At 56.8% G+C, this 20069-nt stretch carries 19 protein-coding genes and 3 pseudogenes; 3 read left to right on the forward strand and 19 right to left on the reverse strand.

The annotated features are described in order from the left end of the window. Positions 1-225: 225 nt before the first annotated feature. Both MOV63_RS19575 and MOV63_RS19580 read right to left on the reverse strand, forming a co-directional pair. A pseudogene (locus MOV63_RS19575) lies at positions 226-653 on the reverse strand (type II toxin-antitoxin system VapC family toxin). Further along, on the reverse strand, positions 650-898 hold the full coding sequence (locus MOV63_RS19580; RefSeq protein WP_247036041.1) for a type II toxin-antitoxin system Phd/YefM family antitoxin: 249 nt from the start codon (positions 896-898) through the stop codon (positions 650-652). The pseudogene MOV63_RS19575 and the gene MOV63_RS19580 overlap by 4 nt, the downstream one beginning before the upstream one ends. A gap of 79 nt (positions 899-977) precedes the next feature. Here MOV63_RS19580 and MOV63_RS19585 point away from each other — a divergent pair. Next, positions 978-1220 (forward strand): annotated as a pseudogene (locus tag MOV63_RS19585) (IS110 family transposase); the annotation flags it as partial. A 39-nt stretch (positions 1221-1259) separates the two neighbouring features. Here the strand turns inward: MOV63_RS19585 and MOV63_RS19590 are convergent. The 5 genes and pseudogenes from MOV63_RS19590 to MOV63_RS19610 form a co-directional block, all read right to left on the reverse strand. After that, positions 1260-1682 carry a type II toxin-antitoxin system VapC family toxin gene (locus MOV63_RS19590; protein WP_247036043.1) on the reverse strand — a complete coding sequence of 141 codons (423 nt, stop codon included), beginning with the start codon at positions 1680-1682 and terminating at the stop codon, positions 1260-1262. Then, positions 1679-1945: a type II toxin-antitoxin system Phd/YefM family antitoxin gene (locus MOV63_RS19595; RefSeq protein WP_247036045.1), complete on the reverse strand. Its 267-nt coding sequence runs from the start codon at positions 1943-1945 to the stop codon at positions 1679-1681. Before MOV63_RS19595 ends, MOV63_RS19590 begins: the two co-directional genes overlap by 4 nt. 87 nt (positions 1946-2032) lie before the next feature. After that, positions 2033-2191 (reverse strand): annotated as a pseudogene (locus MOV63_RS19600) (integrase); the annotation flags it as partial. Positions 2192-2352: 161 nt separating this feature from the next. Further along, a complete protein-coding gene (locus tag MOV63_RS19605) occupies positions 2353-2949 on the reverse strand; it encodes a hypothetical protein (protein WP_247036046.1) in 597 nt (198 codons plus the stop codon). Continuing rightward, a complete protein-coding gene (locus MOV63_RS19610; RefSeq protein WP_247036047.1) occupies positions 2912-3325 on the reverse strand; it encodes a hypothetical protein in 414 nt (137 codons plus the stop codon). Before MOV63_RS19610 ends, MOV63_RS19605 begins: the two co-directional genes overlap by 38 nt. 99 nt (positions 3326-3424) lie before the next feature. Between MOV63_RS19610 and MOV63_RS19615 the strand changes: the two genes are divergently transcribed. Further along, positions 3425-6034: a patatin-like phospholipase family protein gene (locus MOV63_RS19615; RefSeq protein ID WP_247036048.1), complete on the forward strand. Its 2610-nt coding sequence runs from the start codon at positions 3425-3427 to the stop codon at positions 6032-6034. Between the two features lie 71 nt (positions 6035-6105). Here the strand turns inward: MOV63_RS19615 and MOV63_RS19620 are convergent, their stop codons facing one another. The 11 genes from MOV63_RS19620 to MOV63_RS19670 all read right to left on the reverse strand — a co-directional run bounded on the left by MOV63_RS19620 (position 6106) and on the right by MOV63_RS19670 (position 17012). Continuing rightward, positions 6106-7362 (reverse strand): methyl-accepting chemotaxis protein, encoded by a 1257-nt coding sequence (locus MOV63_RS19620; RefSeq protein WP_247036049.1) that lies wholly within the window; start codon positions 7360-7362, stop codon positions 6106-6108. Between the two features lie 66 nt (positions 7363-7428). Further along, positions 7429-8343 carry a hypothetical protein gene (locus MOV63_RS19625; protein ID WP_247036050.1) on the reverse strand — a complete coding sequence of 305 codons (915 nt, stop codon included), beginning with the start codon at positions 8341-8343 and terminating at the stop codon, positions 7429-7431. 62 nt (positions 8344-8405) lie between these two features. Continuing rightward, a complete protein-coding gene (locus MOV63_RS19630) occupies positions 8406-9467 on the reverse strand; it encodes an ornithine cyclodeaminase (RefSeq protein WP_247036082.1) in 1062 nt (353 codons plus the stop codon). Between the two features lie 115 nt (positions 9468-9582). Continuing rightward, complete coding sequence (locus MOV63_RS19635; RefSeq protein ID WP_247036051.1) at positions 9583-10689, reverse strand: NAD/NADP octopine/nopaline dehydrogenase family protein; 1107 nt, start codon at positions 10687-10689, stop codon at positions 9583-9585. A 98-nt stretch (positions 10690-10787) separates the two neighbouring features. Continuing rightward, positions 10788-11903: an FAD-binding oxidoreductase gene (locus MOV63_RS19640; protein ID WP_247036053.1), complete on the reverse strand. Its 1116-nt coding sequence runs from the start codon at positions 11901-11903 to the stop codon at positions 10788-10790. Next, positions 11900-13300, reverse strand: coding sequence for an FAD/NAD(P)-binding oxidoreductase (locus MOV63_RS32850; RefSeq protein WP_247036055.1), 1401 nt, complete (start codon positions 13298-13300; stop codon positions 11900-11902). The genes MOV63_RS19640 and MOV63_RS32850 overlap by 4 nt, the downstream gene beginning before the upstream one ends. After that, positions 13297-13659, reverse strand: coding sequence for a (2Fe-2S)-binding protein (locus MOV63_RS19650; protein WP_309500840.1), 363 nt, complete (start codon positions 13657-13659; stop codon positions 13297-13299). Before MOV63_RS19650 ends, MOV63_RS32850 begins: the two co-directional genes overlap by 4 nt. Before the next feature lie 77 nt (positions 13660-13736). Further along, positions 13737-14504, reverse strand: a complete 768-nt coding sequence (locus tag MOV63_RS19655) for an ABC transporter ATP-binding protein (RefSeq protein ID WP_247036065.1) — start codon at positions 14502-14504, stop codon at positions 13737-13739. A gap of 18 nt (positions 14505-14522) precedes the next feature. After that, positions 14523-15254, reverse strand: a complete 732-nt coding sequence (locus tag MOV63_RS19660) for an ABC transporter permease (protein ID WP_247036067.1) — start codon at positions 15252-15254, stop codon at positions 14523-14525. Further along, a complete protein-coding gene (locus MOV63_RS19665; RefSeq protein ID WP_247036087.1) occupies positions 15251-15967 on the reverse strand; it encodes an ABC transporter permease subunit in 717 nt (238 codons plus the stop codon). Before MOV63_RS19665 ends, MOV63_RS19660 begins: the two co-directional genes overlap by 4 nt. 145 nt (positions 15968-16112) lie before the next feature. Next, a complete protein-coding gene (locus MOV63_RS19670; protein ID WP_293405347.1) occupies positions 16113-17012 on the reverse strand; it encodes a transporter substrate-binding domain-containing protein in 900 nt (299 codons plus the stop codon). 174 nt (positions 17013-17186) lie between these two features. On the opposite strand from MOV63_RS19670, the gene MOV63_RS19675 reads away from it, so the two are divergent. Continuing rightward, positions 17187-18089 carry a LysR family transcriptional regulator gene (locus MOV63_RS19675; protein ID WP_247036069.1) on the forward strand — a complete coding sequence of 301 codons (903 nt, stop codon included), beginning with the start codon at positions 17187-17189 and terminating at the stop codon, positions 18087-18089. Between the two features lie 456 nt (positions 18090-18545). Here the strand turns inward: MOV63_RS19675 and MOV63_RS19680 are convergent, their stop codons facing one another. Continuing rightward, positions 18546-19613 carry a hypothetical protein gene (locus MOV63_RS19680; protein WP_247036071.1) on the reverse strand — a complete coding sequence of 356 codons (1068 nt, stop codon included), beginning with the start codon at positions 19611-19613 and terminating at the stop codon, positions 18546-18548. Positions 19614-20069: the final 456 nt, after the last annotated feature.

Below are 20069 nucleotides of genomic sequence, written 5' to 3' on the forward strand. Positions count from 1 at the left end.
TATTCCAGGACCAGCGTGGGTGAGAGTTTTGCCCGTCGCCGCATGTTGTTGATGGCCTTGGCATCGCAGGGCCGTGATGTAGAGGCCGACGCCTGCGACCCGGAAACATCACCAGAATGCGCCGTGCTGTCAGGCGGCGCAACGTTCGCCTCGGCGTCGTTTTTCGGTACAGACGCCCTGTGCGCTTATATGGATGATTAGCCGTAAAAACGCACGCTGATAATGTCAGCCCAACCAGGGATCGACAATGATGGCGCCGGTCCTCTCGAAGTCCTTGACGTTGCGCGTGACCACTGTGAGCCCATGAATGAGCGCTGTTGCAGCAATCAGCGCATCGCATCGACTTCATTGCGCCGATCGGGGATCTGCAAGTGCGCAGAGCGTGTGGCGACGGCATCGTCGATCGATAAAATCCGGCCGGCAAATTCAGGCCGGACATGGTTGTCGAGCCAGGTCCGTAGCCGCGCCCCCTGCCGGGCATCGCGTCGTTGCAGGCCAAGGATACCGCGCTCCAGTTCCAGGATGGTAATCGCCGACAGGAAGAAGGATGCTGAATCTTCCCGTCCGACCCAGGCGACGACATTGGCGTCGGCCTTGCCGTCGCCGATCTTGCGCAGTTCGGAGACGACATTGGTATCCAGCAGATAGGTCAAGACAGATCCACCGCACGCGGCGTGATGTCGACACGCTCGGGGGAAAAAATGATCTCCGAAAGTCCAGGCATGGACAGAGTTTCGATCAGGCTGCGGCGCTTGCCGGACCGACGCTTGAACTCGTCATAGGTCATCAGCACATGCGACGGCTTGCCCCGGTCGGTGATGATCACCGGTCCATCTTGCGCAGCCTTCTTGGCGCTGCTGACGTCATGATTGAATTCACGGCTTGTAAGCGTGGACATGGCACGGCGCTCCGATGTAGGTATGTACCTACACATCGCATCGATCGGTGTTGATGCAAGGGCGACGTCAATCGCGAGCAGGGGTGTCTCGAAGGCGAGAAATCCGCTGCTGCGAGCGACAATGGTCGAACTTGCCTGGCTATGGTTGCGGCTCCAACCGAAATCGGCATTAACGTTATGGTTCAAGGAGCGCATTGCACGTAATGCCGGCCGCCTTAAAACGCCTATGATCGTGGCGCTGGCGCGTAAATTACTGGTCTCACTTTTGAAGTACGTGAACTCCGGTGTCGTAATCGCAGGTGCGATCATGAAAACTGCCTGAAGTGATGCCATTCCTTTCAATCGACAAGGAAGAGCCCGATCAGTCGGCCCATGGGTCGATGATGTCTATTCCGAAGCCTTCGAAATCCTTGGTGTTGCGCGTCGCAAGGGTCAATTGGTGAGCGACGGCGGTAGCGGCAATCAAGCCGTCCATGGAGGCGAGCCCGCGACCACTTCGCTTGGCAAGAGCCATAAGATCACCCCAGGCCAAGGCGACAGGCGCTTCGACCGGAACAATCCTGTTTTCGAAGCGCTGAGGCAGATCGTGCGTGAGCCATTCATCTAGGGCGTCGCGCTTTCGCCCACCATCCATCAGCGCGACACCGCGGCGGATTTCTGCAATCGAGATGATACTGATGAACGTGCGGTCTTCGTCCAGCCCGTGGAGCCAGTTTAAAACACCTTCAGCGGCGCGGGGTTTTGTAACTTCCGACAGGACGCTCGTATCGAGAAGGAGCCTCATAGCGACAAGTCACGCGGCTCGTCGTTTTGTCTCTCAGTATCCAGATCGGTGCCACGCAGAGGAGATGCTAGCAGAAACTCCGCGAGCGATCCCCTGCGCGCAGTCTTCTTCTGCCACTCTTCTGCAGAAACGACTACCACGCTCGGCTTTCCATTGCGGGTAATGGTTTGAGGCGCCAACTGCGCGCGCTCCATGACCTCCGAAAGCTTTGCCTTTGCCCCGGCGACCGTCCAGCTCATATCATCGTGTGTTGATGCTTGCATCGTCTCACCTATAACCAGAATGACTATAGTGACTATAATGCGCTAACGGCCTTTCTGCAAGCACTTGGCCGGAAGGGGAGGGGACAGCTAAAGCCCGGATGCCTGGGTGAGATTGACCCGGAAGCGGTCGCGGCGGCGCTGATACTTGCGGGTCATGTCGGCGCTGGCATGGCCGAGTTGCTTTTGCACATAGCGCTCGTCGACCTCGGCCGAAGAGGCGAGGCCGGCGCGCAGGGAGCCTGGCGCTATCCGCCGACGCCTGCGACCCGGAAACATCGCCAGAATGCGCCGTGCTGTCAGGCGGCGCAACGTTCGCCACGGCGTGATTTTCGGTGTTCTGATCGATGATTTGGGCCATTCCCTATATCCTATATAAGGGGCAAAACATCCGATAATGCGCCGTTCCATCATTGACCTCGGAGGCCCACCTTCTTCCTGAAGTCGATCAGCGACGGGCGGATTGGATCAAGAAGGTCAAACCGTGCGTCTTCCATTTTTGATCCTCGCCAGCGGCCTTCAGGAAATCCATGCGTCTGGGCCACGATCGACGCCTCGTACCACACCTGATCATGGATATTTTCAAACCAGTTTCGCTCAGCCGGATGACGGTCGCAGAAGCTGATCACCATTGTCTCTGAATATATCAGCGCGCGACGAACCGGTGCGGGGTGGGTCCGAATGTCATAGTCGATGACGGGTTCATGCGTCTGGTCGAGGATCTCGCGGACCAATAGCATGGCAAGCATCTGCAGGAAAAACATATCCTCGATCTCAGCGTCAGGCCAGGCGGCAATTTCAGCAAATTTGCCCATCTCGCTCATCTGCAAGTCGAGGGCTTCGATGTCGGCGTCAAATTCGATGAAACGATAAAGGTCATCCCCTTCCTCGGCTGCATGGAGGGAAAGTATCTCACCAAGCTCCGCCACTCCGCGTTCCTCGTCCAGCAGCCCTAGGTGATCGCGGATATCATGTGCGATCTCGTGATGAACGACGAAGTCGAGCATATTGAGAGCAAGATGCGTTCCAAAACTCCCTCCTCTCTTCCGAGAGTTTGTTGGTTTGCGGCTGTGGCAGATAGGTGACGAGAAATTCCGGGTTCATCAGAGCGCGCTGTACAAAGGCCTCGATTGTCTCAAGCAGGCCGATCGTGATGGCGATGGCATTGCCGTCGGGATGGCCAAGCAACATCGCGTCTGGCTCGGAGGACGCGATGATCAGCAAGAGTACCGATAGCAGCCCCTCAACCGTTCCGCTCCGATCGAGCTCACCGACAATCTGTTCGAAGCAGTCCACGACCAGGCCGCAAAGACGATGCCCGTCGGGAATGGCAATCAGTCCGCCGGCCTCCAGAATCCGAGGGTCGGAGGTCCAGTCGTTCATTGCCCACGCCCCTTGCTTGCTAATCGCGCATATGTAGAAGTTCCACTTTTAATGCAATCAGATTTCCGAACAGGGTTCCAGGAATATTGGGAGATCCACATGAACGAGCAAGACGACAAAAATCCCAATACCTTGCCCGACAATTCGGTTTCCGATGCTGGCCAGGATACGAGCACAACCCTAACCTTCGCGGAAATGTTTTCAAAGGAAAAGGCGACGGTTGGCGCCGTCAGGAAGCGCGGCAAACCTGATCGTCTTTCGCTTGGCAAGGAAAAAGAGACAGCCAGCGCGAAGCCGCAGGTCGGTTTGGCCCTTTCGGGAGGAGGGGTTAGATCCGCCGCCTTCAGCCTCGGCGTGCTCCAAGCGCTTTCGGCGAACAAAGTGTTTGAAAGCGTCGCCTTTCTATCAACAGTTTCAGGCGGAGGTTACACGGGAGCCGCACTTGTGGCGGCAATGGAACGCGACGACGGCAAGTTCCCCTTCGAAACGGTGCCGGAAAGAAAAGACGGCTTTGAGCCCGCGGATATAGCGGACAGTAAGCTTGTCCGCGCGTTGCGAGACCGCAGTCGCTATCTCATGCCCAACGGAAAATTCGACCTCGTCGTTTCCTTTGGGATCATTTTGCGCGGGTTGATGGTGAACGCGACAATGGTTGCCGCCACACTGTTTTTTCTTTCAGCACTCACGCTGTTTTTTAATCCGATCGAGGACTCGCTCTCGCACGCCTGGCCATCCTATCTTGTATCGAATTCGTCCTGGCTCACGCCTTATCTCGACGTCGAATTCCTCTTCTCCAGAATTGCCGGCGTACTTTTCCTTGTTTGGCTTGTCTTTTGGGCTCTGAGGCGATCGTTCAATACGGCCGCTTCCTCGGACCCCGGGTCCAAATCGGCACGCGCCACTGGCTGGGCGATGCTCGGCATCGCAATCATCTTCCTTGCCGAATTGCAGGTGCCGATCTTGAGGCAAGCACTTTTTCTCCGCACGGATCCCAAAGGTTTTCACGTCAGTTGGGCTTGGCTGCCGCAGATCATGGGAACGTTGGCGACAGGAACAGGTATTCTTGCTCTTTCTTGGCGCTGGCTGACGTCGCAAATCCAGGCTGCGGCGAAGGATCCGGCTTGGACGGGCTTTTTCCGCAAGGTGCTTAGCCAACTGACCTTGTTTGCTCTGGCCTTGGCCTTGCCTACCCTGATCTACATTGCCTATCTCTGGCTGACAGTCACAGGCATACGCGTCAACGACGGGTTTCCGAATGCCGGCTTTGCCTTGATGGCGTTGCGTGGCCTCGGCGCCATCCTTTGGTTCGTCATTCTAAGCCTATCTGCTCTGATGATTTGGCTTAGCGTCTGGGCTAGCAACATTGGGCCTATCGGAGAGACGCTTCCACTCAGCACCTGGAAGCGACGCGACGCTGGGCGCCGCAAGCCGTCGATCAAAGCGGCTATCGGACTCGTGGCTGTTCCAGTTGCTCTCGCCATAGCCTTGTGGTTTTTCCCCACGCTTTATCGAAAGGAGTTCTTCGAGATTTTCGCCATGGGCGCGGCGTATTTGACGATTGCCGTGGTCCTGACTTTCGTCGCGGGATTCTTCACCGAGAACGCCAATTCGCTGCATCAACTCTATCGGGACAGGCTGAACGAGGCTTTTTCGCTCGGGCTTGAGAATAACAAGGCGTTCCCGCTCTCGCAGTTAGGCGCGCCGTTCAAGTCGGGTGCGCTCCGACGTCCCTACCCGATCATCAACACGGCCGTTAATTTGCAGGGATCGAAGCAGAACCGGCGTGGGCGTAACGCCGATTTTTTTGTGTTTACGCCCGAGCATGCCGGAAGTGACGCAACAGGATACGTGCCAATTGCAGAATTCCAGATCGCCGAGCCCCATATCGACCTCGCGTCTGCTGCGGCGATATCAGGGGCGGCTGTCTCATCGGCGATGGGTCGTGTCGGCGTTCCGATACTGGCGCCGACATTGGCTCTTCTCAACATCCGTCTCGGGTATTGGGTTCGGAATCCGAAGTTCTTGACATCGGCGGCGCTCGCAAAAACCGCAAAGCTCAAAGACTGGAAACTCTCATATCTCTTCTACGAAATGTTCGGCCTGCTTCATGAAGAACGATCGAAGGTCCTTTTGTCCGACGGAGGGCACATTGATAATCTCGGCCTGTATCAACTCCTCAAGCGTCGGTGTGACGTCATCATCGTGTCTGACGCAGAGGCCGATCCGGCGATGAATTTTGGCGCCTTGGTCGATGTCGAACGCTTTGCCAGGATCGATTTGGGAGTTCGGTTCGATCTGCCATGGCAAGCGATCCGGGATAGCGCGATTAAACGTCAAAACGAGCTCCAGAAAGGAGAGGCGGCCACAGTGAAGGCGTCTCCTCATGGCCACGCTGCAATCGGGAAGATCAATTATCCGAAGACGGCCGGAGGGCCGGGGGCGCCGGCATTGGAGGAGAAGGAAGGCATCCTACTCTACGTCAAATCATCGATGACTGGGGATGAGCGCAGCTATGTCCTGGACTATGAACGCAGATTTCCGCGTTTTCCTCACGAGGCTACCAGCGATCAGTTCTTTTCGGAAGAGCAATTCGAAGCCTATCGGGCGCTCGGGTTTCACGCGATGGATCGCGCGCTAACGAGCACAGACGAGACCGTCCCATGGAGAACTCTTCTTGATCGACTGCTAGCCGACCTTGCAAAGAAATGAACGTTGGGAAGCCGTGCCGCGAGAACATAATTACCCCTGCGGGCGAAATGGTAGGCATGCCGAGGGCGATGTCATGCGACTGCAGATTTCGGCTCTTGAGGAGCCGCCAAATGGTTCTGCCCTAACGCAAACTTTGAAATCAGCTGAAGGAGTCGAGCCGCTTCCGCTTCCATAGACTGACAAGCGGCCTTGGATTCTTCTGCGATTACCGCCGTCTGTTGCGTCGATATGTCGATTTCTTTGATAGTGGTTTTGAAATCATCCAGATGCCTCGCCTGGCTTTTGGCAGTCGAGGCAATATTCGAGACGACTGTTCGGATGAGATTGACATGCTCTGCTATGTGTTTCAGCTGAGCGCCGGTCGAACCGACAAGCTGAATGCCCCGCTTAACGCGCAGGGAGGAAATGTCAATGAGATCCTTGATCTCCTTGGCCGCATCGCCTGAGCGTTGAGCGAGAGCTCGCACCTCCGAAGCAACGACGGCAAAGCCTTTTCCGGATTCGCCGGCACGCGAGGCTTCGACGCCGGCATTCAGAGCTAGTAAGTTGGTCTGGAAAGCGATCTCTTCGATGACGTTGACGATATACGCGATCTGCAACGACGATCTCTCAATATCCCCCATTCCATCGATGGCCTGTGAGACAATCACTTCGGATGAGGCAGCCACCGCGTGCGCTTCGGACACCAACGTGTCGGCCCTGCTGGCGCTTTCCGCAGTCAGATTCACATCGGCAGAAATAGCGGTCAGTGTCGTTACGACGCCGTCCAGAACAATGGCCTGATGTTCTGTGCGATGGGCCAAGGTGTCGGACGCGTGGCTCATTTCCGTAACAATCGACAAGATAGAGGTGGCCTGCCATGCAACCGATCGAATGGTATGGTTTAATTGCGTGACTGCATTGTTGAAGTCGTCTTTGATTTGCCGATATCCCTCCGGAAACTCTACTTCGATCCAACGCGATAAGACGCCATTGGCCAAGGCCGTGAGGCTGTCCCCGATTTGTGAAACGATCGCTGCTTGGGTGCTGAGCCGGTCCTGGCGATCTGCCTCCATCGCAATCCGGTCCAGCTCAACCTTTTCCTCCGCCCGTCGCATGTCGGCCTCGGCCTCGGCTCTCGCGATCGCATTGTCCCGGAAGACAAGAACAGCTCGCGACATGTCACCGATCTCATCAAGTCGGCTTGTGCCATCGACTACGATTCCGGTATCGCCTGCCGCAAGATTTTTCATGGCAGCGACCAAACGTTCGATGGGTTGCGAGATGGATTTCGAAGCTATGACCGCGACGACAAGTGTGATGGCGGCTGTGATCGCCGCGATGAGCATGATGTTCCAGATTAGCGAAATGGCCGGAGCAAACACCTCTCGCGTCGGCTCCAAGGCGATAATTGACTAAGTCTGACCTCCCCTGTTCAGCGTTTCCGTTACCGCCAGAACGTTGTGATCACGATACTGCCCAAACGAGACCCCAGGGGAGAGGAGAGAGCTGTCCACTGAACGAACTGCCTCGTCTGAAAAGCGCGATGTTGAACGAAGGATACCGTCCTTGCCTGTAACAAGCGTCTCACCCGATGGACCAAGCCCAGAACCGTCCTGCATGATCTCGTCGATCATCTTTGTGCTGGCCGTGATCAGTAATGTTCCCGCGCGCTGGCTACCATGGATTGGGTCATCGACGCCGATCACGAAAAATGCCTGGCCGGGTCTGGCGCCGGAGGGAGGAGAGAAGTCCGTCATGACGACATTCGCTGCCCCTTTGGACTGATCGATCGCAGTCGCTGTCGCGCTCGTCGATGAAAGCATGCCGAGAGCATCGTGCGCGGAGCTATAGATCAGCTCACCTCGCGAGTTGACGAGCATGATTGCGGAATAGCCATGGTCAGCCCCAAGAGGCTTCAGCCATGTATCAACTTCCTGATACGACTTCAGATAGTATTTAAGCCCCTCCGTGGCCGCGTTCTCGATGTTCGCACCGCCAGCGATTGCCGCTGAGAAAGCGGTAATTTCCTCTTTTGGTGCCACTTTGAAGCCTACGCTCAGTCGATCAAAAAGTTGGACGAAAGCGCGGGTCGATGCGAGGCCTTTCGTCTCCGACTCTACCGAGCTCAACTTGGCTTCAAGCTTCTCGCGCTTTGTCGTGGCGATGTACGAAAGGTGCTGTCCGATCAGATTCTTTGTTGTCGAAAATGACGTCATCCCGGAGAACGTGGCAACGGCACCGCATGAAAAGGCCGCGAGGCAGACCATCAAAACCGGAATCTTCCGGCCAATACTCCATCGGATCTTGTGAACACCAAAAGCTCGCACCTAGTCCCCTCCTATTGAAATCTCGATGCTCGCCGCGAATATCATCGCGGCAACTGGCACGCTCAGCGAGCACTGGTTGCCGCTTCACGTCGAAGCAGCATGCCGAAGAGGTCTCGCGGCTCATCCGGATCGGCGACGAGATCGAGCTGGTTCGTGTAGTTGGAACCGCTGACCTTATCGCGTACATAACGAAGTGCAGAAAAATCCTCGATCGCGAAGCCGACGCTGTCGAACAGGGTGATCTGCTTTTCCGATGAGCGCCCCGTCTTTTCGCCAGTGATGACCTGCCAGAGTTCCGTCACCGGATGGTCGAATGAAAGCTGCTGGATTTCGCCCTCAACCCGTGTCTGCGGCGGAAACTCCACAAAGATGTCCGAGCGAAGCAGGACGTCGCGGTGCATCTCCGTTTTCCCGGGGCAGTCGCCGCCGACACCGTTGATATGCACACCGTGGCCGATCATATTGTCGGTCAGGATCGTGGCATTGTGCTTGTCGGCGGTCGCGGTGGTGATGATGTCGGCAGTCTCGACGGCCTGCTCGGCAGAGGTACAGGTTTCGATGTCGAAGCCAAATCGCTCAAGATTGCGGCGGCATCGGGCGGTCGCACCGGGATCGATGTCGTAAAGCCGCAGTTTGTCGATGCCGAGCAAAGCCTTGAAGGCGATGGCCTGGAACTCGCTCTGCGCGCCGTTGCCGATCAAGGCCATGGTGCGCGCCTCCTTGCGCGCCAGGTACTTTGCCGCAATCGCCGAGGTGGCGGCGGTGCGCAGCGCCGTCAGGATGGTCATTTCCGATAAAAGCAGGGGATAACCGCTGTCGACATCGGAGAGAACCCCGAAAGCCGTGACCGTCTGGAGGCCGGAATTGGTGTTCTTCGGGTGGCCGTTGACGTATTTGAAGCCGTAGAGCGTTCCGTCGCTGGTCGGCATCAGCTCGATCACGCCGTCCCTCGAATGGGAGGCGACGCGCGGGATCTTGTCAAAACTTTCCCAGCGGCGAAAATCATCCTCGATGTAATCCGCCAACTCGACCAGAAACCTTTCGACGCCGGTGGCGACGACAAGGTCCATCATGTTCTCGACACTGATGAACGGCACGATGTTGAGACTGGAAGGCGCACCCATTGTAGTTCCTTTCAAATCGAAATATCTCCTCAGGCAAATACAATCGAGGATTGTCTATCAAATGGAGGAATGCCGCGTCCCAAGCTCAGACTCCGGTTCTTCCCAGCGTTCGATCTCAGTCGCGTCCAGCTGGAGTCGGCCGCGGGCTCGGGTCTGAACGTCGGTAGCCTTGCGTCATCAGAGCCGCCATCTTAGCTCGGTCGAACGGACCGAGCTGAGGAAGGAGATCATTCTCCGCCTCGAAATCGCGGCCATAGCAGGCGCTGATGAGTTCAAGACCGCTCTGGTGGAGGGGAGCAGGAATCCCGGCGAGTTTCGCCAGCTGGAGCGTTGGCACGATCCCGAATGGGACGTCCTCAAGAATGTAACGGGTGTTCAAGTCCGTTGGACCAAGTGGATCGCTTCCGCCTTCGGCGAGGACCGCGGAGATCTCGGAAACGGTATCTCCAGTGACATTGTAGGAGAGCTTGAAGTGGTCGAAGGTCGTTATGACGGACTTGCCCAAAGCCTTGGCAATCGCAACACGCTCTCGGTCCATCGCCTCGAGAAGGCGTCCTATCGCCGGCGTAACCATGGTGTTCTGGCCCCAGTTCTCCGCCTTCTCGATCCGCGACAGATTGCAGAGCGCCATCCCAAGATGGTCTTGCGGATTGATATTGCTAAGGGCGATCGAAAGCAGATCGTCCTGCCGGTTGAAACGATCGCCAAACAGAGAGACGCACACGTCGAGCGCTCGATCAAAATAATCGATCGGAACCGTCGCCATGCCAACTTTCGCGCGAATGGCACCGACGTTGAAGCGATTGGGGCCCCGCGGCTTACAGGTAAGGACCGTCGTGTTCCAGGCGACGATCGGAATGTCGATCTGCCGCTCCGCGAGCTTTTTGGAAAGATAGAGTGCCGCGAAAGACAGATGACCGCTGATGATCACAATGTGGCGTGGTTCGAGGAACGGCACCAGGCTATCCAGAACGGACCGATGACCGTAAGCCGGAAGCGCCAGGACAATCACATCTGCTTGGGCAAGGTCTTCCGGTGACGCTGATACAGCCGGTCGGAAGACCCCCTCGATGGCACCCGTAATGGTAAGAGGCTCGCCGGCGACAAGCGCTTCAGTCCTCAATCCCGAAGGCGACCAGATCGTCGGGCGATGCCCGCTCTTCTCCAGGAAGGCCGCATAGCCCATCCCAATGTTACCAGCTCCGGCGATGCCAACGTTCATATCCGCTATCCTCACACTTGTCGGCTGGCTGCCTCGATGATGTTTACGCATACTGCACCGAAGTGGGCAGGTCGATTGCAGCCGATGACGTAGTCTGCTCAGTTTTTGTAGAGTCTATCGATCTTGAATGAGCTGATCTGCCTGCTCGTGCTTCCTTGCATGATGAGGTCGGCAACAATTGCTCCACAAACAGGCACGAGTTGAAAGCCATGGCCGGAGTAACCGAACGAATGCACAACGCCGCTTGCGTTAGGAGAAAGGCACAAGACCGGAAGTTCGTCCTTGGGACTGGACTCCATTCCCGCCCAAGTTCGCACGATCCGTACTTTATCAACGGCCGGAAATAGATCGGTGGCTGCTCTCGCCCCTCTCGCCAACTGTGTGAAATCCACAAAGGTCCGCTGTGCTTCGAGATCGGCTTTGCCTTTTAGGCCACCTCCAATCAAAAGAGTGCCTTGATGGGTCTGCTTGAACGAGAGCGGTCGCCCGACCACACCGACAACCGGCTTCAGCAGCGGCGCGATTCTTTCGGTTACGATCATCATTGATGCCTTGTGGCCCACCTCGACATTGTCGCCCACCATTGCGGCGATCTTGTCGGCCCAGGCGCCCGCCGCATTGACGATTGTGGGCGCAACGAAATTCCCCTGCTCGGTACGAACACGCCAGTCTATGCCGACTTGCTCGATAGCAATAACGCCAGCCCCCTCGTAGATTGTTACGCCTGCCGCTTCAGTGGCCCGTCTGAATGCCTGCAACGTCCGGTGCGGGTCGGCGGCGCCATCCTGCCGGGCGATGATTGCACCGACGCAATGCGGTGCAAGGGCCGGCACCAGCCGCCGCAGTTCATCGCGGCCGATCAGTTCCTCGTTTTCAAAGCCCATCGCTCGGGTCATGGCGTACCGCTCTTCAAGCTCAGGGAAATGGTGTTCGAACTCGGCTACCTCGAACTGGCCGTGAGCATGGAAACCGCAATCATCGCCGACGATCGTCTCGATCCGGTGCCACATATCCATAGCCTCCAGCGAGATCGGAATCTCGGCAGGGTCGCGATTGAGGGTTCGAACGCCTGCTGCTGTGCCGCCCGATGAATGCCGTCCAACCCAGGAGCGCTCCAAAATGGCCACCTTGCGTCCCGCTCGCGCCAGATAAAGCGCAGCCGAAAGACCATGAAGACCGCCTCCAATGACGATCGTGTCCAGTTCTTTGGTCATGGCGTTTGGTCCGCGTCGATGAGCGCGGCAAGTTCGCCGAGTGTTACGGGCTTGAGAGGCGGTCGAACACGCTGCAAACCGACATCCGGCACAGCGCGCCCTTCGGCGGCCGCAAGGATTCGGGCGATGGTGTAGCCGCACTGGCGTCCCTGGCAGGGTCCCATACCCGCCCGCGTGAAGGCCTTGATCTGATTTGGCCCTGGACGGCCGCTGGCTATCTCAGCGCGTACGGAGGCCACGCTCACCTCCTCGCATCGGCAGGCGATAGTGTGATCGTCTGGCACGAAAACCTTCTGTCGCGGGCGATAGAGCCTGTCGAGAAAGGGACGCGCCGCGAGGGCGCGTTTCAATCTGGCCCGGATGGGTTTTGCAGCGGTCTGCGCCTCAGCAGCCGAAATACGCCCTGCTTTTCGAGCAACGCCAAGACCGGCAAGTTCGCCACGCAGGCAGGCGGCGGTTGCTCCGCCGATTCCGGCATTGTCGCCGGCAACAAAGACACCGGCTTCGGACGTCTCGCCCCAAGCGTCGAGCCCGGGAGCGAAGCTGTCTTGATCGATGTTCCAGACATGCTTGCAGCCGAGCGCAAGGGTCGGATGTATCGTCGGAACCACACCTTCGTGAACAAGCAGCAGTCGCGCAGCAACCGTGGCAGTACGACCCTTGGCGGTTACGTAACGGATCTGCTCGAGCCGGTCGGTTCCAAATGCCTCGATCTCGGTGACATGTGCGATGAACCGCACATGCCGCTTCAGCGACAACAGCCAGCCAAGTCCTTTAAACAGATCGGCTGGCGCGTTCATCGCTGCACCGGTGAATTTCGATAGGGCCTCCACAACGCGCCCTGCCGGTGTCGTGTCGAGAAAGCCGGCGATCTGCCCTCCGGCCTTCAGGAGTTGAGCGGCATAGAGAAGAGACAAGGGCCCGCTGCCCGCGATCCAGACCGGTTCGGAAGGGATTTGATCGGACGATTTCAGCACGATCTGCGCGGCTCCGATCGTCATGACGCCCGGCAATGTCCAGCCGGGAAACGGAGCTGGACGCTCCTGGGCTCCCGTCGCCAGCAACAGGTGTCCCGCCTCGACCGAGCTCGCCGCCCCGTTGCGTGTCATGAAGGCGCGGGCGCCGGCTTCGATCTGCCAGACCTGGGTGCCGTGTTCGAAGACCGCTCCGCTCGCGCGGAATGCGTTGACCACATCCAACCCTTTCTCATAGGCCTTGCCAAGGATTGCCATGCGGGGCGTGCCGGACAAATGCTCTATATTACGCCAGATCTGGCCGCCAGGGCTCGACTGTTCATCGACGACGAGGACGTCGAGGCCATACCGGCGCGCCGTTGTCGCCGCCGACATGCCCGCAGGGCCTGCACCAACAATGAGAAGATCAACGCGACGGCTCACGAGGCAATCCTCTGCCGGCCTAGCTGGCGCTCAATCCGCATCCCGTCCCTTACCTCAACCAGACAGGTCTGGACCGAGACGCCATCAACCAGCGCCAAGCATTCGAAACACACGCCCATCATGCAATAGGGCGCACGCTTTACCGCCGATACCGGCGTCGTCCGCGACCAGAGGGGGTCGAGCCGCAACAGAACCGCTGCAACGCTCTCGCCAGCTTCCGCCGAGCATGGCTCGCCGTCAACCAGCAAGGTCAATGCGTCGCCGCCAACTGTATGCAATTTCCTGAACATCACATTTTGCCTGTAGTGAATGACCATACGAAGGCCGCGCAAGGGGCGCGACAACCCAGCTGTCACCATGATTTCTTCATCGGTGCATCACTCGCCCGATGAGTCGTCGTAGTGACTTAAGACCGCATGAAACAGCCTCCGACCGCTTAGTGGACCCTCGACGTGAACTGATCGAAATGTGCGTTTACACCCTTGGTGAATATCTCGTCAGGGCGTCCATCAACCTCAATCTGTCCCTTGTGGAGGAAAAGAATGCGATCGGACACTTCACGAGCGAATCCCATTTCGTGAGTTACGACGAGCATTGTGCGCCCTTCATTGGCCAGTCCCCGCATGACGGTCAGCACTTCACCGACAAGTTCTGGATCGAGTGCTGACGTGGGCTCGTCGAACAGGAGAACTTTTGGTTTCTGGGCTAGGGCACGTGCAATTGCGACGCGCTGCTGTTGTCCGCCCGAAAGCTCGGACGGATAGGCTCCCCGCTTGTCAACAACACCGACCTTTTCAAGAAGGGCTTCTGCCTCGGCGATGCACTCGCCCTTTGGCCGCTTCTGGACGTAAACCGGGGCTTCAATGATATTTTGAAGGATGGTCATATGAGACCAAAGATTGAAGCTCTGGAACACCGTTGCGACCTCGGAACGAATCCGATCGATCTGGCGCGGGTTGGCCGGGCAAGAAACTCCGTAGCGAGTTTTCATTGCAATGGCCTCGCCGTTGATGCTCACAACCCCGCTTGTCGGCGCCTCCAGCATATTGATGCAGCGTAACATCGTCGATTTTCCCGATCCCGACGATCCGAGGATGGAGATCACATCTCCTTCTCTGGCATCGAAGGACACGCCCTTCAGGACTTCGAAATGGCCGAATTTCTTGCGTATATCTCGAAGCGAAACAGCTGGTGTGCCGGTCATTGCTTCCCCCTGTGCGGATTAATGTGTTGCGGCTAGTGCACCGATGGTTTCAACCGGTCGGGTCGAGCGGCGCAAATGGGGCGACAATGCGCGCTCCACGAAAGCAATCAGGCGCATGAGAACGAAGTTGATCAGCAGGTAAATCGCGCCGGCTGCGGCAAAGACTTCAAACGCCCTATAAGTTTCAGCGATGAGTTTTGCTGCGATGCCCGTGATCTCCATGATTGTCACCGTCGATGCGAGCGAGGTAGCCTTGACCATCAGGATGATTTCGTTTCCGTAAATGGGCACGACGTTGCGCACCGCGATCGGGAGTGTAATCCGACGGAAAAGCAAGAGACCTGACATGCCACACGCTCGTCCCGCCTCGACTTGCTGTGCGGATACCGATTGAAGCCCGCCACGAATGATTTCGCAGCCATAAGCAGCCGTGTTAAGTGACAAAGCTAGAAGCACGCAAAAATATGGATCGCGGAACCAGTACCACAGGTGAAGTGCCTGAAGTGTGCTTCGAAACTGCCCAAGACCGTAATAGATCAGAAAAATCTGAACCAGCATCGGCGACCCGCGGAAAGCGAATACGTAGGCTGCGACGGCCCATCGTGCCAATCGAAAGCGGCTCAGGCGCAATACAGCGAGAAAAAGGGCTAGGATCATGCCGGCAACGACAGACACAGTTGCCAGCTTTAGAGTGACAGGCACGCCGGTGAGAAGTGCGAGGAAGGTTTCCCAAATAAAGTGCAGGTTCATCGTATCGCCTCGCTGAAGCCACGGCGCGATCGCTTTTCTGAATGGGCAAACAGCATTGTCGAAATGAACGTGATTGCGAGGTATATGAGAGCGCCGGCGAGGTAGAAGTCGAAGGGAAGTCGGGTCGACCCAGCGGCAAGCTGCGTCGTACGCATTAATTCTGCCAATCCAGTCACTGACACGAGTGCAGATTCTTTGACAACGAGCAGCCAAACGTTGCCGAGGCCTGGAATTGCATGACGGAGCATTTGCGGAACGATGATCCGGCGGAACATAAGTGTTTTGTGCATGCCGGCGGCATGCGCTGCTTCTATCTCACCTTTCGAAAGCGCATTGAATGACGCCCGAAAAACTTCGGCTTGATAGGCGGCGGACACCACGCCAATAGCGACCGCACCCACGGCAAAGGAGGGCAACCCGATGAAGCCTTGATGTCCGAACAGTCCGGCGATTGCCGCAAGAACAGCACTGCCGCCAAAGTAGAACAAATAGATGACTAGCAGGTCCGGTATACCGCGCAATATGGTCGTATATCCGACTCCGAGAAGGCGGAGAGGAGCGTTGCCTGCAATTTTCGCCCATGCAACAAGTGAGCCGAAGATTGCGCCGAGAAAAAAGCCGCCGAGTGCTACAGCGATTGTGACCGCCGCACCAACCGCCAGATCATCACCCCAGCCATCCGGTCCTGTTCCAAATAATGTCAAATAGTCTATCACAACTCGGTCCTCGATCGCGCCTCGTCCGAGGCAGCGTAGTCGATGTAGTGGAGGGAGGACAGCTTGGGAGGATGCGATTGAACGCCTTCATTTGCCCTTCCCTCCATTGTTAGTCGCGGTGGCTCTAGTCGCCGCGATGGTTTTAGTCCTGGGCGAGTGGCGTTACATCGACTGCAAACCATTTCTGGGCGAGGCGCTTGACGGTGCCGTCGTCAATGGCTTCCTTGACGGATTTGTCGAGGGTTGCCTTCAACTTCGTATCGTCCTTACGCAAACCGATGCCGACACCCGTTCCGAATGGTCCGCCAAGGAAGGTCGGCCCAAGGATGTCGTAGTTGTCGAACTGCTTGTTCTTCTTGGTCGTCGCAAGAGAAATATTCGACTGCACGATCGCGTCCACGCGGCCCGACAAAAGATCGAGTTCCTGCTCTTCGGTTGACTTGTATTGGCGGACTTCCACGCCATCCTTGAAATACTGCTCAAGGAAGGCCGAGTTCGTCGTCGAGCCCTGGACACCGATCACCTTACCCTTGAGCAGCGGTCGCATCTTCTCTATAACCGCCTTCGCTCCGTCCGCGTTGGTTCCAAGGTCGAAGGACTGGCCGGTTTCGGGCAGTTTTGCGAGATCGGAATTCTTCGCGGCAAAGAAACCGTTCCTGGCTCGAGCGTACGGGATACTGAAGGCAATCGCCTCCTGGCGCTTCGCGGTGATGCCCATAGCGGCAATGATAGCGTCGTATTTACCAGCGTTTAGCGCAGGAATGATGCCATCCCAGGCCTGAGGCAAGATTTCGCACTTCAGTTTTGCGCGGGCGCAAAGATCGATGGCGAGATCTATATCAAAACCCTTCAGCGTGCCGCCTTCGGTGAAGTTCCAGGGAGCGTAGGATCCCTCGGTGGCAATTTTCACAACCTGTTCCTGCGCCGGCGCGGGGATAGCGGAAGCCGCAAGCGCAACTGCTATTACTGCCGAAGACAGAATCGAAGAATATCTCATGACTTTCATCCCTCTGGAAAACCTGGCCCATACCGATCGCAGCATCTATTTTAATCTTCTCGCGATCAGTCGCGGGTAGCTTATTCGCCCGCGACGACAACTCTAGAGCTTGCTTTCGATAGCACAACTCCATAAATTGGCATTCCTTGATAACAAAACATTATCATTCCCACGGGTCGACTTTGTCGGGGAGCGTGAGCGATTGATTGGGGAGATGTAATGCTGCAGTCGCGTCAGCTGGAAATATTCCGGGCAGTCATGCTCACGGGGGGGATGAGAACAGCGTCTGACATGGTAGGTATCACTCAACCCGCGATCAGCCGCCTAATTCGTGATCTGGAAGCAGACGTCGGATTTTCTTTATTTGAGCGACTGGGTAACCGCCTTCGCCCAACGGAGGAAGCCATGATGCTTTACAAGGAGGTTTCACGCCACTTTGAAGGCATTGATCGAATCGATAAGGTTGTACAGAATATCAGAATGTCCCGCCTGGGCTCGGTTAGGGTTGCTTGCTACACGGCCTTGGCGATTAATTTCATGTCGGACGTGATCGAAACTTTTGCGGCGGACCGTCCCGACGTGTCGATATACCTTCATGACGATGCGTCACAGGTGGTGTTAGAACTTGTCGCGCTACATCATTTCGACATTGGCGTAGCTTTCGCCAAAGGCGATTATCCCGGCGTGTTTCTGGAGCCTTTGCCCACGCTTTGTGCGGTGTGCATTGTGCCAGAAACCCACCGCCTGAATAGGAAAGACGTAATTAGTCCGACCGATCTCGAGGGTGAGACGCTGATTTCGCTGGGCATGAACAGCCTTCTTCGCATGCAACTTGATGCGGTTCTGGCAGAGCATAATGTCACGTGCCAGCGGCGTATCGAAACCACGTTTGCCATGAGTGCTTGTGATCTCGTCAGCCGAGGATTGGGAGTTGCGCTTGTCGATCCCTTCACAGCGGACGCATACCCGTCAAGAGGACTGTCTCGGAAGAGCTTTGCCCCCGCAGTGCCATACAATTTCGGGATAGCTCTTCCGAGCGGAAAAGCTCCGCCAAGATTGGTTGAAGACTTCCGCGCATCGATATGGCAGGCGATAGATCGGCTGCCGTTTGAGCGATTGTAGGTGCTTACCAGTCTCCACAACGAAAGAATTCCGGACGGCGATAGGTACACCTGATTTTGCGGACGCTTTACCGAGTCACGAGAGGCGGGCAAGCCGCCTGTCGCGCTCATCCACGAATTCAGTCACGAACTTATGTACGAATGGACAAATGAACAAGACATAAATATATATCCTGCAATAGCCAGCAATAGCCAGCTATCATCAGGCCGGACAAAAGCATTCCCAAGTAGCTACGAATTCACGCCGATCAAACGAATTTTTCAGGCTTAATGATAGTTGTATTTTGCCTAGCTGATTGTTGTATTCTGCTTGGATGAAGGAGTGACCAAGCTAGCGGCTAATCCGCAACCGAACGAAGGCGAGTGTATCGCCAACTAAACCGATCTGACAAAGACGACGACAACGAAGTGAGGACTGTGCCACAACAGGCACTGGACGATCTGCAGCGTCATGGGACTAAAATCCGCAATCCTTGAAAAGGGGCACCTTCAGACCCTGAGCCTCAGCCAGCTTGTGGAAGACGTGTTCGGTGACATAGGCATCCAGAATGGGCATGCCGACCGCCTCCATGTGAATGGGCCCGTCCCGCTTTTGGCCAGGATTGAGCTCAAACATGTTCAGGACCCCGTGCGCACCGGCTTCCTTCAGAAAGTCCATGCCCTGCTTTGCGAAAAAACGAGGCAGGCAATCAACGCCCCGCGTGCCCACCAAGATGATGTGATCGACCACGGGGGTGCCGCTCTCAAGGACTTCCCAGAGATACTCGTCGGAATAGGTCTCGATGCCCAGGCTGGTCGTCGCCGCATCGGATTTCAGATCGGCAAGCTCAAAGAGAGCCTCGTCGGAGCTGTTGATGCTGGACCTGTTGACGCTGGCCCCGGTGACGGTGACCACCAGATCGGCTTCAGCAAGCAGGTCCTTGGTGGTTGTCGATGCGATAGGCAATCTGCCGAGGTCGGCTTTGAGCTCTTGCACCAGTCGATCAGCCGAGGGTCCCGTGCTCTTGACAAGCACGCTTCCGAATTTGCCCGGCTCCAACGTTTCGAGGTGAGCGAGGAACCGAACGATCCATCCCACGACCGGCCCCGCTCCGAAGATGAACACGTTGATGCCCGTGTCCTCGGAAAAGAACAGCTCCAGGATCTTGCTGACATAGACAGCAGTTCGGGCATGCGAGATCTGGGTCCCTTCGAGAAACCCGATGGGCCGGCCGGTGTAGCGATCGGTGGCCGTAATGGTTGAGGTCGATCGCTGAAGGCCAAGCTCGAGGTTGGCCGGCAGGGCGTTGAGAAGCTTTTTGACCAGCATGTGGTCCGAGGTCGCGGTGAGGGTCGAATGATGCGCTTCGCGGCGGTACTTCTCTTCGAAATGCGCATACTTCGGCAATCCGGTGAGCTGCTCGTTCGGAGCATAGTCGATGACCTTCTTGTCACCGGGGTCCTTGCCATCACGCAAACGCTGCCACATGCCCCGGGTCGCCTCCAGCACGAGCGCCGGCGCGAGGACCACGCCCTGCGCCTTCATGTCCTCCTCGCTCCAGTAGCGGCAAGGGAGATACTGCTCCATGTCGCCGGGTAGTTTTGTGCAAGGACGATTTCAAATTGAATGTGGATGCTGAGTTTGTGTTGCTTGCTGATGTTGGTTGCTGGTGTTGGCTCTTCGATCTGCGGCGACGCTCCATCAAATAGAACTTCGGCGGCCTAACCAGGCGCGAACAGATGACGTGGCACTGTCATTCGAAATCTCTCGTATGCGCTTCACGAACCCACCGCTTGCATCTGTCGATGACGTGGCTGTCGTTGGTTGGCTCGGTTTCCCGGCGCACGCAATCGTCGTCATCTGATGACGTGGCACGGTCATTCGAAATCTATCGTATGCCCGTCACGAGCCCACTGGTTCCACCTGTCGATGACGTGGCAAGATGACGTGGCCTCCGAAATACGGCCGGGCTCGCGCCGCTGACCCTGCGATACCTCATGC

The organism is Neorhizobium sp. SHOUNA12A (assembly GCF_023006505.1).
In the GTDB taxonomy this organism is placed as follows: domain Bacteria; phylum Pseudomonadota; class Alphaproteobacteria; order Rhizobiales; family Rhizobiaceae; genus Neorhizobium.

Bases quoted from the DNA above. Each gene is read 5' to 3' on its own strand.
- MOV63_RS19580 (WP_247036041.1), bottom strand. From the start codon at position 898: ATGTCCACGCTTACAAGCCGTGAATTCAATCATGACGTCAGCAGCGCC.
- MOV63_RS19590 (WP_247036043.1), bottom strand. From the start codon at position 1,682: ATGAGGCTCCTTCTCGATACGAGCGTCCTGTCGGAAGTTACAAAACCC.
- MOV63_RS19595 (WP_247036045.1), bottom strand. From the start codon at position 1,945: ATGCAAGCATCAACACACGATGATATGAGCTGGACGGTCGCCGGGGCA.
- MOV63_RS19605 (WP_247036046.1), bottom strand. From the start codon at position 2,949: ATGCTCGACTTCGTCGTTCATCACGAGATCGCACATGATATCCGCGAT.
- MOV63_RS19610 (WP_247036047.1), bottom strand. From the start codon at position 3,325: ATGAACGACTGGACCTCCGACCCTCGGATTCTGGAGGCCGGCGGACTG.
- MOV63_RS19615 (WP_247036048.1), top strand. From the start codon at position 3,425: ATGAACGAGCAAGACGACAAAAATCCCAATACCTTGCCCGACAATTCG.
- MOV63_RS19620 (WP_247036049.1), bottom strand. From the start codon at position 7,362: ATGCTCATCGCGGCGATCACAGCCGCCATCACACTTGTCGTCGCGGTC.
- MOV63_RS19630 (WP_247036082.1), bottom strand. From the start codon at position 9,467: ATGGGTGCGCCTTCCAGTCTCAACATCGTGCCGTTCATCAGTGTCGAG.
- MOV63_RS19635 (WP_247036051.1), bottom strand. From the start codon at position 10,689: ATGAACGTTGGCATCGCCGGAGCTGGTAACATTGGGATGGGCTATGCG.
- MOV63_RS19640 (WP_247036053.1), bottom strand. From the start codon at position 11,903: ATGACCAAAGAACTGGACACGATCGTCATTGGAGGCGGTCTTCATGGT.
- MOV63_RS19650 (WP_309500840.1), bottom strand. From the start codon at position 13,659: ATGGTGACAGCTGGGTTGTCGCGCCCCTTGCGCGGCCTTCGTATGGTC.
- MOV63_RS19655 (WP_247036065.1), bottom strand. From the start codon at position 14,504: ATGACCGGCACACCAGCTGTTTCGCTTCGAGATATACGCAAGAAATTC.
- MOV63_RS19660 (WP_247036067.1), bottom strand. From the start codon at position 15,254: ATGAACCTGCACTTTATTTGGGAAACCTTCCTCGCACTTCTCACCGGC.
- MOV63_RS19670 (WP_293405347.1), bottom strand. From the start codon at position 17,012: ATGCTGCGATCGGTATGGGCCAGGTTTTCCAGAGGGATGAAAGTCATG.
- MOV63_RS19675 (WP_247036069.1), top strand. From the start codon at position 17,187: ATGCTGCAGTCGCGTCAGCTGGAAATATTCCGGGCAGTCATGCTCACG.
- MOV63_RS19680 (WP_247036071.1), bottom strand. From the start codon at position 19,613: ATGAAGGCGCAGGGCGTGGTCCTCGCGCCGGCGCTCGTGCTGGAGGCG.